General features: G+C 71.8%; 13 protein-coding genes. All 13 read right to left on the reverse strand.

What is annotated here, in order from left to right:
• Window positions 1-8: 8 nt before the first annotated feature.
• The 13 genes from DC008_RS01915 to DC008_RS01970 all read right to left on the reverse strand — a co-directional run bounded on the left by DC008_RS01915 (window position 9) and on the right by DC008_RS01970 (window position 15463).
• The gene (locus tag DC008_RS01915; protein WP_108705396.1) at window positions 9-575 is read right to left on the reverse strand and encodes a TetR/AcrR family transcriptional regulator; all 567 of its coding nucleotides are present in this window, start codon (window positions 573-575) and stop codon (window positions 9-11) included.
• On the reverse strand, window positions 572-934 hold the full coding sequence (locus tag DC008_RS01920; protein WP_108705397.1) for a DUF1304 domain-containing protein: 363 nt from the start codon (window positions 932-934) through the stop codon (window positions 572-574). Before DC008_RS01920 ends, DC008_RS01915 begins: the two co-directional genes overlap by 4 nt.
• 90 nt (window positions 935-1024) lie before the next feature.
• Window positions 1025-3385 (reverse strand): AbfB domain-containing protein, encoded by a 2361-nt coding sequence (locus DC008_RS01925; RefSeq protein WP_108705398.1) that lies wholly within the window; start codon window positions 3383-3385, stop codon window positions 1025-1027.
• A 399-nt stretch (window positions 3386-3784) separates the two neighbouring features.
• A complete protein-coding gene (locus tag DC008_RS01930; RefSeq protein WP_208645797.1) occupies window positions 3785-4819 on the reverse strand; it encodes an ABC transporter permease in 1035 nt (344 codons plus the stop codon).
• The gene (locus DC008_RS01935; RefSeq protein WP_108705399.1) at window positions 4816-5778 is read right to left on the reverse strand and encodes an ABC transporter permease; all 963 of its coding nucleotides are present in this window, start codon (window positions 5776-5778) and stop codon (window positions 4816-4818) included. The genes DC008_RS01930 and DC008_RS01935 overlap by 4 nt, the downstream gene beginning before the upstream one ends.
• Complete coding sequence (locus DC008_RS01940) at window positions 5771-7330, reverse strand: sugar ABC transporter ATP-binding protein (RefSeq protein ID WP_108705400.1); 1560 nt, start codon at window positions 7328-7330, stop codon at window positions 5771-5773. Before DC008_RS01940 ends, DC008_RS01935 begins: the two co-directional genes overlap by 8 nt.
• Before the next feature lie 80 nt (window positions 7331-7410).
• Window positions 7411-8505 (reverse strand): ABC transporter substrate-binding protein, encoded by a 1095-nt coding sequence (locus DC008_RS01945; protein WP_108705401.1) that lies wholly within the window; start codon window positions 8503-8505, stop codon window positions 7411-7413.
• Window positions 8506-8783: 278 nt separating this feature from the next.
• Complete coding sequence (locus DC008_RS01950) at window positions 8784-9815, reverse strand: LacI family DNA-binding transcriptional regulator (protein WP_055619844.1); 1032 nt, start codon at window positions 9813-9815, stop codon at window positions 8784-8786.
• Between the two features lie 244 nt (window positions 9816-10059).
• Complete coding sequence (locus tag DC008_RS35345) at window positions 10060-10227, reverse strand: hypothetical protein (protein WP_164492248.1); 168 nt, start codon at window positions 10225-10227, stop codon at window positions 10060-10062.
• A gap of 24 nt (window positions 10228-10251) precedes the next feature.
• Window positions 10252-10608: a PRC-barrel domain-containing protein gene (locus DC008_RS01955; protein WP_108705402.1), complete on the reverse strand. Its 357-nt coding sequence runs from the start codon at window positions 10606-10608 to the stop codon at window positions 10252-10254.
• A 133-nt stretch (window positions 10609-10741) separates the two neighbouring features.
• A complete protein-coding gene (locus DC008_RS01960) occupies window positions 10742-14017 on the reverse strand; it encodes a family 78 glycoside hydrolase catalytic domain (protein ID WP_108705403.1) in 3276 nt (1091 codons plus the stop codon).
• A gap of 189 nt (window positions 14018-14206) precedes the next feature.
• On the reverse strand, window positions 14207-14494 hold the full coding sequence (locus DC008_RS01965; protein ID WP_108705404.1) for a hypothetical protein: 288 nt from the start codon (window positions 14492-14494) through the stop codon (window positions 14207-14209).
• Window positions 14495-14788: 294 nt separating this feature from the next.
• A complete protein-coding gene (locus DC008_RS01970; protein WP_108705405.1) occupies window positions 14789-15463 on the reverse strand; it encodes a hemerythrin domain-containing protein in 675 nt (224 codons plus the stop codon).
• Window positions 15464-15533 lie beyond the last annotated feature (70 nt).

The raw sequence follows: 15533 nt of genomic DNA on the forward strand, positions 1-15533 counted from the left end.
CCGCCGTCTCAGGGCAGCGGGGTGCGGTGCAGGGAGATGAGCAACCGCCAGACACGGTGGGCGATCTCGTCCGGGCCACCCGGGACCAGGCCGTGCACCCAGTCGGCGAGCACCCCGGTGAAGGCCGAGGCGACCGCGGAGGCGACGAGGTCCGGCTCGGGCGCGCCGACGAGGGCGCGTTCGGCGCGGCTGCGGGCGCGCAGATCCTGGTGGAGCCGACGGCCCAGCGGTCCGCCGCCGCCGGGGCTGAGCAGCGCCCGGTAGAGCCCGGCGTGCCCGCCGATGCCGGTGAAGAAGTCCAGGAGCGCGGGCGGCGGCTTCGCGGGGTCGGGGGTGCCGCGCCAGGCGTGCAGGGCGTCCACCGCGTCGCGCACCACGTCGGCGCAGGCGTCGACCGCCAGTGCCTCGAGGTCGGTGTAGTGGACGTAGAAGGTGGCCCGGCCGACTCCGGCCCGGCGCACGAGGGCGGCCACGCTCACCTCGGCCGGCGACTGTTCGGCGCAGGCGTCCAGCAGGGCGCGGCGGAGCTTGGCGCGGGTGCGGACGGCGCGGGCGTCCCTTTCGGGGCCGGTCATCGGGCGAGGAGCACCGCGGCCAGGGCGAGCGCGCCGGGCAGGGCCTGGGCGAGCAGGATGCGGCGGTTGGCGGTGACGCCTCCGTACACACCGGCGACGACGACGCAGACGAGGAAGAAGACCCGGGCCTGGAAGCCGGCCGGGTCGTCGGCGATCAGGCCCCAGATCAGGCCGGCGGCGAGGAACCCGTTGTAGAGGCCCTGGTTCGCGGCCAACGGGGCGGTGAGGCGGGCGAGTTCGGCGTCGAAGCCGGACAGACCGCGGCCGGGCGGCTTCTGCCAGAGGAACATCTCCAGCACGAGGATGTACGCGTGCAGCGCCGCCACCAGCGCGGTCAGGACGCTCGCCGTCGTCTCCATCGGTGACCCCACCCCTTCGGAATGTTCCTGGACAGGTGTCCAGCATACATGGACACCTGTCCAGGAACCGGAGTGGCGGTCACGCGGTCGTCATGGCGCCCAGGGCGCCTCCACGGCCCAGGTCGTGTCCTGGGTGAAGAGGGCCGCGTTGTCCCAGGTGTGGGTGCTTCCCGGAGTGGCCAGCCACAGTTCGGCGTCGTAGTGGCGCAGATACTGCTCGGGGAAGTTGTAGGCGGACAGCCGTACGCCGCCGTCGGCGCCCCGGACCGGGCAGAAGGTCGCGTCGGCCCGGTACAGGTCGCCGCTGCCGGCCTCCTTGTAGACGCGGTACTCCCGGTGCCGCAGGTACTGGCCGGGGTAGTTGCGCGACTCGAAGCTGTAGCAGGTGCCGTTCGCCAGTCCGGGGACGATCCGCCAGGTGGCGTCGTTCTTCAGCAGGGAGTCGCTGCCGGCGTTCACCACCTCGGTGAAGACCGCCCCGTCCTTGTGGCGCATGAAGCGGTCGGTGTAGCCGGGGGTGGTCACCCGCAGGGACCGGTACTGGTCCACGGGCAGGGTGAGCGGGGCCGTCGTCCCGCGCGAGGCGTCGATCAGGGCGCGGTTGGCGGCGCGCACCCGGGCCTCGTCGACCTTGACCACCTGACGGTCGTAGGTGAGCAGGCCGTTGACCTCGTTCTCGACGTCCGTGATCTCGGTGTAGACCGAGGCGGACAGGCCGCGGGGCATACGGACCTCGCGGATCGCGTCGATCAGCCCCACGAACCGGTTGTTCAGATGGGCGAGGTCGGGCTGGTCCTCGTAGCTGAAGCCGCCGCCCGGGTACCACTCGTGGCCGGCGACCTTGAAGCCCAGGCCGCCGAACTCGCCGAGGACGGCGGCGCGGGTGGCGCTGGGCACGGTGGTGCCGGGGCCGACATAGACATGGTGGTCGACTACGTCCCCGTTGCCGCCGTCGACGGCGCCGCAGCAGTTGACGCCGCTCATGTTGTCGACGAGGCGGGTGGGGTCGTACGCCTTGACCTTGTCGGCGAGGCGCGCCTGGTCGTACTGGCCCCAGCCCTCGTTCTGGTTGACCCACAGGACGAGCGAAGGGGAGCTGCGGTGCTGGTCGATGATCCGGTCGTACTCGGCCTCCCACTGGGCGCGGGCGGCGGCGTCGGGGGTGCGTTCCATGTTCGGCATGTCCTGCCAGACCAGCAGCCCCAGCCGGTCGGCCCAGTAGAACCAGCGCTGCGGTTCGACCTTGATGTGCTTGCGGACCATGTTGAAGCCGAGGTCCTTGTGCTTCTGCAGGTCATGACGCAGGGCGGCGTCGGTGGGCGCGGTGTAGATGCCGTCGGGCCAGTAGCCCTGGTCGAGCGTGCCGGTCTGGAAGACGAACTTCCCGTTGAGCACAGGGCGTTGGTGGCCACCGACACTCGCGAGGGCGATGGTGCGCATGCCGGTGTAGCTGCCGACGGAGTCGACGGTGGTGCCGCCGGACAGCAGGTCGGCCCTCACGTCGTAGAGGAAGGGGTCCTCCGGCGTCCACAGGTGCGGGTTCGGGACGGGCACGGTGAACTCGGTGCCGGCCGGACCGGTGGCCGTGCCGACGGTGGTACCGCCGGTGGAGACGGTGACGCGGGCCTGGTGGCCGCTGATCCCGGCGCCGCGCACGGTGACCTTCAGGCGGCTGTTCGCCGGGTCCGGCACCAGGTCGAGGCGGGTGACATGGGCGGCGGCAGTCGGTTCGAGCCACACCGTCTGCCAGATGCCGGACGCCGCGGTGTAGAGGATGCCGCCGCCGGGGTGCGGGGCGACGTCACGGATGCGCTGCTTGCCCACGGCCTGGGTGCCGGTCTCGGTGGGGTCCCAGACGGAGACCACCAGGGTGTTGGTGCCGGTGGTGAGCAGGTCGGTGACGTCGTAGGAGAAGGCGTCGTAGCCGCCGCTGTGGACGGCGCCGGCCTGCCGGCCGTTGACCCAGACGGTCGTACGCCAGTCGCTGGCGCCGAAGTTGAGCTGGACGCGACGGCCGCTCCAGTCCGACGGGACGGTGAACGTGCGCTTGTACCAGAGCTTGTCGTTCTGGGTGATCTTGCGCTGGATGCCGGACAGCGCGGACTCTGCGACGAACGGCACCCGGATCTGCTCGGGGAACGTGGCGGGCTGGCCGGCGTTCGCCGAGGTGACGGCGAAGTCCCAGATGCCGTTGAGGTTGGCCCAGTCGGGACGGGTCAGCTGCGGGCGGGGGTACTCCGGCAGCGGGGTGTCGACGGGGACCTGGTCGGTCCACGGGGTGGTCATGGGGGACGGTTTGGGGGTCCACGCCCGGGGTGCGGCGGTCGCGGATCCGTTGGCCGTCAGGGCCGTGCCGGCGGCCAGCGCGAACACGGCGAGCGCGGTGGTCGCCCACCGCGCCCGTCGTCTCAGCCAGGCGAACCTCTGCCGGCCTGCGGGTACTCGACGCATCGTGCCTCCTTGCTTCGTGGGGTGCGGAGACGTGCACGTGCTGGGTCGTGTCCGCAAAGTCCCGTCGTTCGCCCGTAGGGCGGGCCGAGCGGTGTCCGGTGCGTGCTCTGGGGGTACCCCCTGCTCGAAGAGCTCGGGGGAGTGCCGGGCGGACTCCCGCGTACTGGTTGTACGCGGGTGGCCGGCCGGTGCGGCGAGTGGGGGTCCCCCCTGCTCGAAGAGCTTGGGGGAGCGTGCCGGGCGCCGGGCGGCAGGCGGGACTTTGCGGACACGACCTAGGGGCGTCTGACAAACCCCGCCTGCCTCTCCAGGGCGGACGGCGCGAATTGTCAGACCCCCCCTGAGGGCCGGAGGGGAGTCCGGCCCCCGGAACCCGAGCCCTGCGGAGGCCCGGATCCGTCACATGAGTTGTCGCCGGCGGCCCAGCCAGGTCTGGGCGATGACGACGACGGCCAGGAAGGCGCCGCTGACCACCTGCTGGTAGGAGGAGTCCAGGGAGCCGATCTGGTTGATGACGTTCTGGATGACCTTCAGCAGCAGGACGCCGACCAGGGAGCCGCTGACGTAGCCGAGGCCGCCGGTCAGGAGCGTGCCGCCGATGACCACGGCGGAGATGGCCTCCAGTTCCATGCCGTTGCCGAGGATGGTGACGCCGGACGCGAGCCAGGCGGCGTTGAGCGCGCCCGCCAGACCGGCGAGCAGCCCGGACAGCGTGTAGACGAGGATCTTCGTCCGGGCCACCGGGGCGCCCATCAGGGCGGCCGCGTCCTCGTTGCCGCCGACCGCGTACACGTGCTGTCCGAAGCGGGTGCGGCGCAGCACGACGGCACCGGCGGCGAACAGGGCCAGGGTGATCCAGACCGGATTGCCGAGGCCGAGGGTGGTGCCCTGCCCGAGTTCGGCGAGGACGGAGCCCTTGCCGATGAGGAAGGTGTCCGCGCCCTCGTCGGTGATGGCCAGCAGCAGGCCGCGCGCGCCGAGCATGGCGGCGAGGGTGACGATGAACGGGGCGAGTCTGGACTTCGCGACCAGGAGCCCGTTGACGACCCCGATCAGCCCGCACACCAGCAGCGGCAGCAGCAGCGCCACCAGGGTGCCGTGCCGCGACCCCCAGGCGGCGAGGACACCGCCGAGGGCGAACAGCGAGCCCACGGACAGGTCGATGCCGCCGGTGATGATGACGAAGGTCATGCCGAGCGCGACGATCGCCAGGAAGGCCGAACTGGTCGCCATGTTGCTGACGTTGTCGCCGGTGGCGAAGGAGTCGAAGGAGAACGACGCCACCAGGGACACGATCACCAGGACGGCGAGGGCGCCGTGCTGCTGGACGAGGGCGCTCAGCCGTTCGGAGCGGGCGGAGCCGACCGGCTCGGTCTCCCCCGCCGGTTCGTTGCTCGCGGTGGTCACGGGTACGTCCGCTTTCGTGACGGTCATCGCTTCCCCCGTCCCCGTGCCGCGTACACCGCGGCGACGATCACTATGGCCTGGGCGATCTGGGTCCAGGAGGGCGGCAGATCGTGCTTGATGAGGGTGGCGGTGAGCAGCTGGATGAGGACGGCTCCCGCCACGGTGCCGCCGATGTTGACGCGGCCGCCGGTGAGCGGGGTGCCGCCGACGACGACGGCCGTGATCGCCGACAGCTCCATGAGGTTGCCGAGCGAGGTCGGGTCGCTGGCCTGGAGGCGGGCGGTGGCCAGCACTCCGGCCACGGCGGCCAGCAGCGCCGACGCGATGTACACGAGGATGAGCACGCGGCGCACCGGCAGACCGGCGAGCTGGGCGGCGGGCCGGCTGTCGCCGATGGCGAGGAGCTGGCGGCCGAAGGTGGTGCGCCGCACCACGAAGGCGACCAGCAGCGCCAGGACGGCGGCGATCAGGATGAGGTACGGGATGCCGGCGATGTCGCCCGAACCCAGGGAGGCCAGCGACGGGTTGCGCAGGTCCTTCAGCTGGGGCAGCAGGACGAGGGCGAGGCCGCGGCCGCCGACCATGAGGGCCAGGGTGGCGACGATCGGCTGGACGCCGACGAGGGCGACGAGCGCGCCGTTGGCCAGTCCGACCGCGGCGGCGAACAGCGCGACCACGAGCAGTGCGGGCAGGAGCCCGTAGCCGAGGTAGAGGGCGGTGACGGACGCGGCCAGCGCCATCACGGCGCCGACGGACAGGTCGACGCCCTCCGTGCCGATGACCAGGGCCATGCCGAGGGCGACGATGATGACGGGGGCGACCTGGACGGCCTGGGTGCGGAAGTTCTCCGCGGACAGGAAGTGCGGGGTGATGACGATGTTCACCACGAGCAGGGCGGCGACGCCGGCGTAGACGCCGTAGGTCTGCAGCCACTGGAGCACCCGGGCGCGGTCCAGGGGGGCGGTGGGCAGGGTGGCCTCAGCCATCGCTCGCCACCTCCTTCGCCACCGGCTCCGGCCGGGTGTCCCCGGCGATGGTGCGCATGAGCTTGTCCTCGGTGACGTCGTCGCCGGTGAGTTCGCCGACGACGGCGCCGTCCTTCAGTACGACCACGCGGTCGGACCCTTCGATCAGTTCCTCCAGATCGGAGGAGATGAGCAGGACGCCCAGGCCGTCGGCGGCCAGTTCGTCCACAAGTTTCTGCACCTCGGCCTTGGCGCCGACGTCGATGCCCCGGGTGGGTTCGTCGAGCAGCAGCACCTTGGGGTTCATGGCGAGCCAGCGGGCGAGCAGCACCTTCTGCTGGTTGCCGCCGGACAGTTCGCCGACCTTCTGGTGCGGGGAGGACGCCTTGATGCGCAGCCGCTTCATGAAGGTGTCGACGACGCTGTCGACCTTGGCCTCGGACACGAGGCCGAAGCGGGACAGCCGGGGCAGGACGGCGAGCGCGATGTTCTCCCGGACCGACAGGCCGGGGACGATGCCCTCGCTCTTGCGGTCCTCGGGCAGCAGGCTGATGCCCGCCCGGATGGCGGCCGGCGCGGAGCCGCCGCGCAGCGGTGTCCCGGCGACCGTGACGCGGCCCGAACGGACCGGCAGGGCGCCGGAGATGGCCTTGGCGGTCTCGGTGCGGCCGGAGCCGAGCAGTCCGCCGAGTCCGACGACCTCGCCGGGCCGGATGCTCAGGGACACGTCGTGCAGCTTGTGCGGGACCGTCAGTCCGGCGGCTTCCAGCACCGGTTCGCTGTCGGCGGCGTGGTGCTCGCCGGTGAACTTGGTGAGGCCCTCCTCGCGGACCTCGCCGAGGTCGCGGCCCAGCATGGTGGAGACCAGGGAGAGCCGGTCGAGGTCGGCCAGTTCGCCGTGGTGGACGCGCCTGCCGTCGCGGAGCACGGTGACGGTGCTGCACACGGCGTACAGCTCGTCGAGGCGGTGGCTGACGTAGACGACGGCGATGCCCGCGTCGCGCAGCCGGCGGATGACCGTGAACAGGGTCTCCACCTCGCGGGGTTCGAGCGAGGAGGTCGGCTCGTCCATGATGACGATACGGGCGTCGGTGGCCACGGCGCGGGCCAGGGCCACCATCTGCTGGGCGCCGACGCCGAGGGTGCGCAGCGGCCGGCGGACGTCGACGTGGACGCCGTGGCCGAGCAGGATCTCCTCGGCCTCCCGGTTCATCCGGGCGACGTCCAGGACGCCGAAGCGGTTGCGGGGTTCGCGGCCCAGGAAGAGGTTGCGGGCGACGCTGAGCAGCGGGATGAGGTTGACCTCTTGGTAGATGGTCGAGATGCCCGCCTTCTGCGCCTCCAGCGGCGTCGCGAAGGACACCTTCTCGCCCTGGAAGGTGATCTCGCCGGCGTCCGGGCGGTACACGCCGGTGAGGAGCTTGATGAGGGTCGATTTGCCGGCGCCGTTCTCGCCGATCAGGGCGTGGACCTCGCCTGCGTGCAGGGTGAGGTCCACGTCGTCCAGGGCCCGGACGCCGGGGAAGGTCTTGCTCAGTCCGCGGACGGCGAGGACTTCGGCGGGGGGTGCCACCTGTGCCTCCAGGAAGTGAAGGGTGCGGAACGTGGTGAAGGGGAGGCGGGGGGCACGGTCGCCCGTGCCCCCGGGGTGGATCAGTACGCCTTGGCGATGTCCGTCTTGGCGTTGTCCGCGGTGTAGGCGCTGTCCTGGATGATGATGTCCTGCGGGACGTCCTTGCCCTGGGTGAAGGTGTCCAGGGTCTGGAAGGCCAGCGGGCCGAAGCGCGGGTTGGACTCGATGACGCCGCTGATCCAGCCGTCGACGATGCCCTGGACGGCGTTGCGGGTGCCGTCGACGGTCACGATCTTGACGTCGCCGGCCTTCTTGCCGGCGCCCTTGAGCGCGGCGACCGCGCCGAGGCCCATCTCGTCGTTCTCGGCGTAGATGCCCTTGATGCCGGGCTTGGACTGGATGAGCTGCTCGGTGACCTGCTGGCCCTTCTCGCGGGCGAAGTCACCGGTCTGCTCGAACACGACCTTCAGACCGGGGGCCTTGGCGGCGATCTGGTCCTTGAAGCCCTTGGTGCGCTCGGTGGTGACGTTGTTCCCGGCGGAGCCGAGGAGGATGGCGACCTCGCCCTTGCCGCCGGTCGCCTCGATCATCTGGTCGGCGGCGCGCTTGCCCTGCTCGACGAAGTCGGAGGCGATGAAGGAGACGTAGTCCTTGCAGGCGGTGGCGTTGATCTTGCGGTCGATCGTGACGATCGGGACCTTCTTGGCGGCGGCGGCCTGGAGCACCGGGTCCCAGCCGTCGGAGTTCAGCGGGGCGATGACGAGCAGGTCCGCGCCCTTGGCGAGGAGGTCCTGGACGTCGCTGATCTGCTTGGAGAACTGCGACTGGGCGTTGGCCGTCAGCAGCTTGACGCCCCGCTTCTTCGCCTCGTCCTTGATGGACCGGGTCTCGGCGATGCGGAACGGGTTGGCCTCCTTCTCCGACTGGGAGAAGCCGACGGTCGCGTTCTTCAGGTCGATCTTCTTCGCGCCGTAGGCGTCGATGGTGCAGGACTTGCTGCCCGGCTTCGGCGTGACGACCTTCTGTTCGGCGCCCGCGGCGGCCGGGGACTTCGTGTCCTTCGACGCGTCGTCCTCCGACTTCGCGCAGGCGCCGGCGGTCAAGACCACCGCGGCGGCCAGGGCCACGACCCCGGGGCGGGCGAAGAGGCGAGGACGGTGAGTGGTGCGCTGCATGGTGACCCCGATCCGGGCGACGCTGAAAGGGAACTGGGGAGTCGCCGCAGGTGAAGAAACGGTGCCTCTCCCCCGGCGGGCAACGTTGTCCAGCCCGCCGCAAGAGGTTTTTACATCGTTGGAAGGACGCTGTAAACCCCCTGTGCACAGAGCCGTTCACCCGCCGTGGAGAAAGCGCGGGGCGTGTCGAGGCACGCCGAAGGGCCGACGCGCACGTGGAACGGCAGGCACCGCCACGACGCGTCGGCCGGGAAGGGGAACACGGGCACGCCCGCCCGTCAGCCCTCGGCGCCGTCCTCCCGGGCCGCGCGGCCGAGCGTGCTCTCCCGGGCGGCCAGGCGGTAGTCCGCCCAGACCCGCCGGGGTTCGGGGGCCTCGCCCCCCAGCCGGGCGAGAACGGACTCGACGGCGAGCCGGCCGATGGCCTCCTTGTCCGGTGACACGGAGGTGAGCGTCACCGCGCCGAACCGCCCCTCGACGACGTCGTCGAAGCCGACGACCGCGATGTCCTCGGGGACGCGCAGCCCGCGTTCGTGCAGGACGCGCATCGCGCCGATCGCCATCGGGTCGTTGTAGGCGAAGATCGCGTCGGGACGCCGCCCGGCGTCGAGGATCCGGGTCATCGCCGCCGCGCCGTCCGCGTGCCCCCAGCCCTCGGTGGCGGCCACCAGCCCGTCGTCGGCCGGCAGTCCGGCGGCGCTGAGCTCCTCCCGCCACCCCCGGACCCGGAGCTGGGCCGGTTCGCTGCGGCCCTGCCGGGCGCCGATGAAGGCGATCTCCCGGCGCCCGAGGTCGAGCAGATGCCGGACGGCGGCGCGGGCTGCGGCCACGTTGTCGATGGCGATGTGGTCGTACGGCAGGTCGTAGTCGCGCTCCCCGAGGAGCACCAGCGGGACGTTCTCGTCGCGGTCGCGCAGGTCCTCGCTCTCCAGCTCGATGGGGCTGAGGATGAGGCCGTCGATGACCCGGGCCCGGAAGCCCTGACTGACCAGCAACTCCTGTTCGCGGTGCCCGCCTGTGTGGTCGAGCAGCACGATGTAGTCGTGGGTGGCGGCCGCGTCGATGACGGCGGCGGCCAGCTCCGCGAAGTAGGGGTTGCCGAGTTCGGGCAGCGCGAGCGCGATGATGCCCGTGCGCCCCTTGCGCAGATGACGGGCGGCCAGATTGGGCCGATAGCCCAGCGCGTCGATGGACCGCTGCACGCGTTCGCGCATCGCGGGGGTGACGTGCTGGTAGTTGTTCACCACGTTGGAGACGGTCTTGATGGACACTCCGGCGTGGGCGGCGACGTCCTTGAGGCTGACCCGCACGGCATTCCTTTCAGAGCGGCCCGACTCGGGTGTGTCGGTGCGGGTACGGTGTCGTCACCGTGAGCCTGGCGCCGAGTCCCTGCTTGACATTTACAACGTTATACAGGCGACGTCCGCGCGCTGACAAGGAGTTGTACGGGGGTGCCGGCGCTATGAAGCCGGCCCCGGCGCACAGGGGGCGCGGGACGGGACCGGGGCGTGCAAGCGCTTGCCGCGGGCCTCCGCGTTCACCCGCGCGGCGGGTTCACCGGGTGGGGCGACGCCCGCTCCGCCGGATGCGCCCACCGACGTGGAGGAAGGCGACGAGCGCCACGAGCACGCCGATGAGCAGCAGATAGAACAGGCCCTTGGCGAGCACCCCGATGAAGCCGAGCACGACGGCCACGAGGAGCAGGAAGAGGAACAGTGCCATGGCGGCCTCCGGAGGGTGGTGCCGTCAGCGGCGGGCCAGCCGCCGTTCCCCGGCGACCCCGGGCTGGTAGTTCAGGTCGTAGTGGGCGAAGACCGCCTTCTCGTCCTCGGCGGGCAGCACGCCGTCCATGTCGATGGACGGCGCGTCCTTCACCAGGCTCTTCGGATACGCGACCTTCAGATAGCCCGGCCCGACCTTCGCGCCCACCAGGGGGACGAACACCAGGCGGTGCCGGGTCGGCATGCCGACCGTGACGGTGGCGAAATGGGGGGCGTCGGTCGCCGTGTCCACATAGACCGACTCCAGCTTGCCGATCTTGCGCGCCTCACTGTCGACCACGTCGTGGCCGCGCCACTCCCGGATGTCACCGGCCTCGAACATCGGGACCCTCCGCTCGTCGTTCCTTCGGTTCGCGTACCCCGTCCGGGGCTCTCTTCACGGTGACACCGGGACGACGACGGGGCACCTCCACCGCCCGCCGGCGGAGGTGCCCCGGCCGTCGCTCACCCGCTGCTCAGCGGCGGGCCCGGAAAACCCAGGTGCCGTGCGTGACCCGGTAGACCGCGAACCCCCGGTCCATCCGCAGATGCCGGGCCCCGGACGGAGCCGTCACCTCGCCCGGGCCGACCGCCGGGACGTGGACCTCCGCGACCGCGCCGACCGGCACCTCCACCTCCATCCGGATACCGGACGCCGCCCGCTCCCAGGAGACTCCCGCGGTGCCCCGGACGGTACGGATCGACGTACGCGCCCAGTCCACTCCCGTACGGGCGTCCGGCCGGACGGAGAAGGTGGCGTACCCGGCGTCGCCCGGCCGCAGACCGGCCACGTTCTCGTACAGCCACTGCGCCACGGTGCCCTGGAAGTAGTGGTCGCGGGACCGGGAGTCCTGCGGCCACATCTCCCACATGGTGTCAGCGCCGCTCTCCTGCCAGTACCCCCAGCTGGGGTAGGTGCGCTGGGTGGCGACGGCGTGGGCGACGTCCGGCCGCCCGCCCTCGCACAGCACCCGCAGCAGCACACTGGTGCCGAGCGCACCCGTGTCGAGGTGGTCGCCGCGTGCCTCGACGTCCCGCACCAGGCTGTCGAACACCGAGGCGCGGGCGTCCTCCGGGACGAGCCCGAAGGCGAGCGGGATCGCGTTGGAGGTCTGCCGGTAGCCGGGGTCCTTGGCCGTCCGGTAGTGGCCGTCCGGCCCCAGGAAGGCCGCGTTCAGCGCGTCCTTCAGACGCCCCGCCGCCTCCCGGTAGCGCGTGGCCACGCCGTCGTCGTCCAGCACCTCGGCCATCTCGGCGGTGACGCGCAGCGCCCGGTGGAGGTACGCCGTCGCGGTGAGACGGGTGTCCTCCGGCGGGTTGCCGCCGTAACCCGGGGCCAGGTAGTCGCCCAGTGCGGTGACGGCGAGTCCGTCGCGCAGCCGGGCCAGCTCCCAGTCCAGATAGCGGGTCAGGGCCGTCCAGTGCTCGCGCGCGGCCCGCTCGTCGCCGTACACCCGGTAGAGCTCGCGGACGACGAAGGGGTACACGGTCGTCCACTCGGGGGACGGGCCGAGGTCGCCGTATCCCCAGCCGCCGCTCGGCACGATCACGGGGAGCTGCCCGGCGGAGGTCTGGCTGTCGGCGAGGTCGCCGAGCCACTTCGCGAGCATGCGGTGCATGGCGAAGGCGTACGTCATCACGGGCGTGCCGAGCTGGGCGTCGCCCGTCCAGCCGTTCTTCTCGTACACGGGGGTGTCGGTCGGGATGCCGTGCATGTTGTTGAGGATCGTCCGGCGCATGGCCCGGTCCAGCCACTCGTAGAAGGGCTCGGAGCAGGCGAAGGAGCTGACCTCGTCCAGCGGGGTGTGCACGAGCCGCCCCAGGATCTGGTCCGTGCGCGGAGTGTCGGGCAGGCCGCCGATCTGCACGTACCGGAAGCCCTTGTACGAGAACCTGGGCTCCCAGCTCTCCTCGCTCCGGCCGGCGCAGACGTACTCGTCCTGCTGGAAGCGCCCGGGGACCAGCGGGTTCTCGGCGAACACCGTGCCGTCGGCCTTCAGCTTCTCGCCGTAGGTGAGGGTGACGCGGGTGCCGGCCGGGAGGTCGCGCACGGTGAGCCGGGCCCAGCCGGCCATCGTGCGGCCCATGTCCACGAGGTGGTCGCCGGAGTCGAGCCGGGTGATCCGCTCGGGCCGGAACGACTCGATGACCTCGATGCCGTCGTGGGGCTGGGCCTTCAGCCGTCCCTTCGGAGCCTCCCGCACCTCGGCGGGGCGCCAGGCGGAGTCGTCGAAACCGGGGCGTGTCCAGGCGCCTGGCTCCCGCCGTGCGTCGTATGTCTCCCCCGCGTACAGGGAGTTGGAGAGCGTGGGGCCTTCCGTGATGCGCCACCGGTCGTCGGTGACGACGGTCGTGGTCGTGCCGTCGGGGTGGTCGATCTCCAGCCGGGCGATGAGGCGGGGCTCCGCGTGCCAGGGCGTGCGGTGCCAGTTCCATACGTTGGGTGTGGTCATGCCGTAGAACCCGCGGCCCAGGGTCACACCGATCGCGTTGGCGCCCCGGCGGACGAGGTCGGTGACGTCGTGGACGGCGTACAGGACGGTCTCGTCGTAGTCGGTGAAGCCCGGGTCGAGCACCTGGCGTCCCACCCGACGGCCGTTGATCTCGGCCTCGTGGTACGCCAGACCGCTGATCCGCAGCCGCGCCCGGCGTACCGCGCCGCGCACCTGGAACTCCCGGCGCAGCAGGGGCGCGGGCAGCTCGGGTGTGGTGACGCCGACGTCGCCGCCCCAGGGGCCCTGGCCGAAGGGGGCGAGCACCACGGCGGCCGGCCAGCCGGAGTCGTCGAACTCCGGGCTCTGCCAGCCCTCTTGCTCGTTTTCGGCGGCACGCCAGTCGGCGTCGGTGCGCAGTTCGCGCGTCTGCCCCGTGGCCGTCTCCACGATCAGCCGGACGACGAGTCCGGCCGGATTGACGTTCGGGCCCGGGCGGTTGGTGGCCACGGCGGCCAGCACGAGCCCCCGGCCCGCGCGGACCGCCTCCCCCGCTTCCCGGGTGACGTCGACGGTCCGGCCGGTCCGCCAGGCGTCCTGCTGCTGGGGGACGTGCAACACGCGGTGGCCGTCGAGGTGGAGGGAGAAGTCGTCGTCGGCGGTGGCCACGACGGTGGCGCTCACCACCTCGGTCCCCTCGGGCAGTTCGAGGCGGCCTCGGAACCACCGGGATCCCACGGGGGCGTTCTGGGAGGTGGCGCCGGTGGCCCAGATCCAGGAGGCGCCGGTGAGGTCGGGCGGCCGAGGTGTCTCCACGCCGATCCAGTGGGCGCCCCAGTCGTCGGGGGACATCGTTGTCTCCCACCAGCGCGGGGCGCTCCACGCGGACGCCCTGCCCTCACCGTCCCAGACCTTGACCCGCCACTCGTACCGGGTGCGGGGCGCGAGGGCCGGGCCGCCGTAGGGCACGCCCACGCTGTTCGCGGAGGCCACCTGGCCGGAGTCCCAGACGAGCGAGCGCCGCCCCCAGTCCTTGCCGCCCGTCCGGACCTGGACGCGGTAGGCGGTCTGGCGTGCGCCGCGCCCGGCGGACTCGGACTCCCAGGCGAGCATGGGGCGCGGGACGTCGGTCCCGAGGACGTTCTCCTTGCGCTCCACGGTCGTACGGACGACACACAGGCCGGTGCCGACCGCCCGACCCTCCGGGGCTGGGGCTGGGGCCGCGGACGCGGTGCCCGCGGCGGACAGGAGGGGCACGCCCGCCCCTACGGTGCCCGCGGTGGCGCGGAGGAAGGTTCTGCGGTCCCAACTTCCCGGCATGCTCGCTCCTTTGGTCGCGTGGTCCGGTGCGGGTCGGCGGATCGCGTCAACTCCAGTGTTTCTACAAGGAGTTGACCGCTCGACGCTTTAATGAAACGATTCAATCCGTTGCCTACGGATCCTATGGGCGGCCTGTGTGCCGCGACAAGAGGTGTGCACGGGGCAAGCGGTGCGCGGGGGAAGCGGGGATCAGCCGAGGCCGCGATGGGCGGCCCACAACTCCCCCGCTCGGCTGCCCGCTCGGGAGACCAGGGCCGCCAACTCCGGCTTGTCGGACACGGAGAACGAGACGTAGGCGCCGCGACCACCCGCGACCGGTCTGCCGTAGGCCTTCACGGCGAGGTGCCCGTCGGGAAGGAGCCGCACATTGAGGGTCGTCAGCATGAACGTCTCACCGCGCCGGGTGTCCGTCCAGCGGAGCTCCTCGGGGATCACGACGTTGATCGCCAGAGCGCTCACTTCCAGATCGCTGCTCATGGACGGATGATGTCACGCGGCCCGATCATGACTCGATCGGCGGTGAGAAACCGGCCACGGCCTAGGTCGTGTCCGTAAAGTCGCGTCGTCCGCCCGTAGGGCGGGCCGAGCGGCGTCCGGTGCGTGCTCTGGGGGTACCCCCTGCTCGAAGAGCTGGGGGGAGCGCCGGACGGGCTCCCGCGTACTGGTTGTACGCGGGTGGGCGGCCGGTGCGGCGAGTGGGGGTCCCCCCTGCTCGAAGAGCTTGGGGGAGTGCCGGGCGTCGAACGGCAGGCGGGACTTTGCGGACACGGCCTAGTGCCGCCTGCGCCACGCCGACGCGAGCACCACGGCCGCGAGCAGCGCGCCCGGTACGGCGAGCGCCTTCCACGGCGGTGCGGAAGGGCTGATCCCGAGGGCGTCGCTGGTGCGGTCGTAGACGCTGAGCGGGACGCCGGCGACGGCGTTGCCGGGCGGGCGGCGCGGGATGACGGGGTGCGGATGCGTGGGCGCCGTCCTGCGCACGGCCTCCCAGGCGGCTCCGAGCCGTCGCTGTGCCGCGGTGTCGACCGCTTCCTGGAGTCGTGGCAGGAGGAGGTCCTCCTCGTCCCTGATGTCCTCCTCGATCAGCGCGAACGCCCGCGCGATCCTGCCCTCGCGTTCCGGGCTGCCGGGGGCGAGGCGCTCGATGTCGGCGACCAGGTCGTTGATCTGCTGGTGTTCCTCCTCGACCCGGGACGTCAGCTCCTCGCCGTCCGGGACCGAGCGCCGTACGGCCGGCCAGAGCACGGACTCCTCGGCGAAAGCGTGGCTGAAGACGAGCTGGACGACGTCCTTCAGCGCGCGTTCCGCTTCCTCGCCGGGCGCGGTCTGCCGGTAGAGGTCCATCAACCGGGTCATCTCCCGGTGGTCCCGGCGCTGCCGCGCCAATACGCTGTCGGCGCCGCCGAGTTGCTCCTCGGACTGCTGCGCGATGGTCCTGGCCGTCACGGCTCCCCTTCGTTGCGGCGGTGCCCCGCGCCTGGCGGATGCGGATGCGCCGCGAGTACCCGTCGCCTCC

The sequence above is a fragment of the Streptomyces nigra genome (genome assembly GCF_003074055.1).
Lineage (GTDB): Bacteria > Actinomycetota > Actinomycetes > Streptomycetales > Streptomycetaceae > Streptomyces > Streptomyces nigra.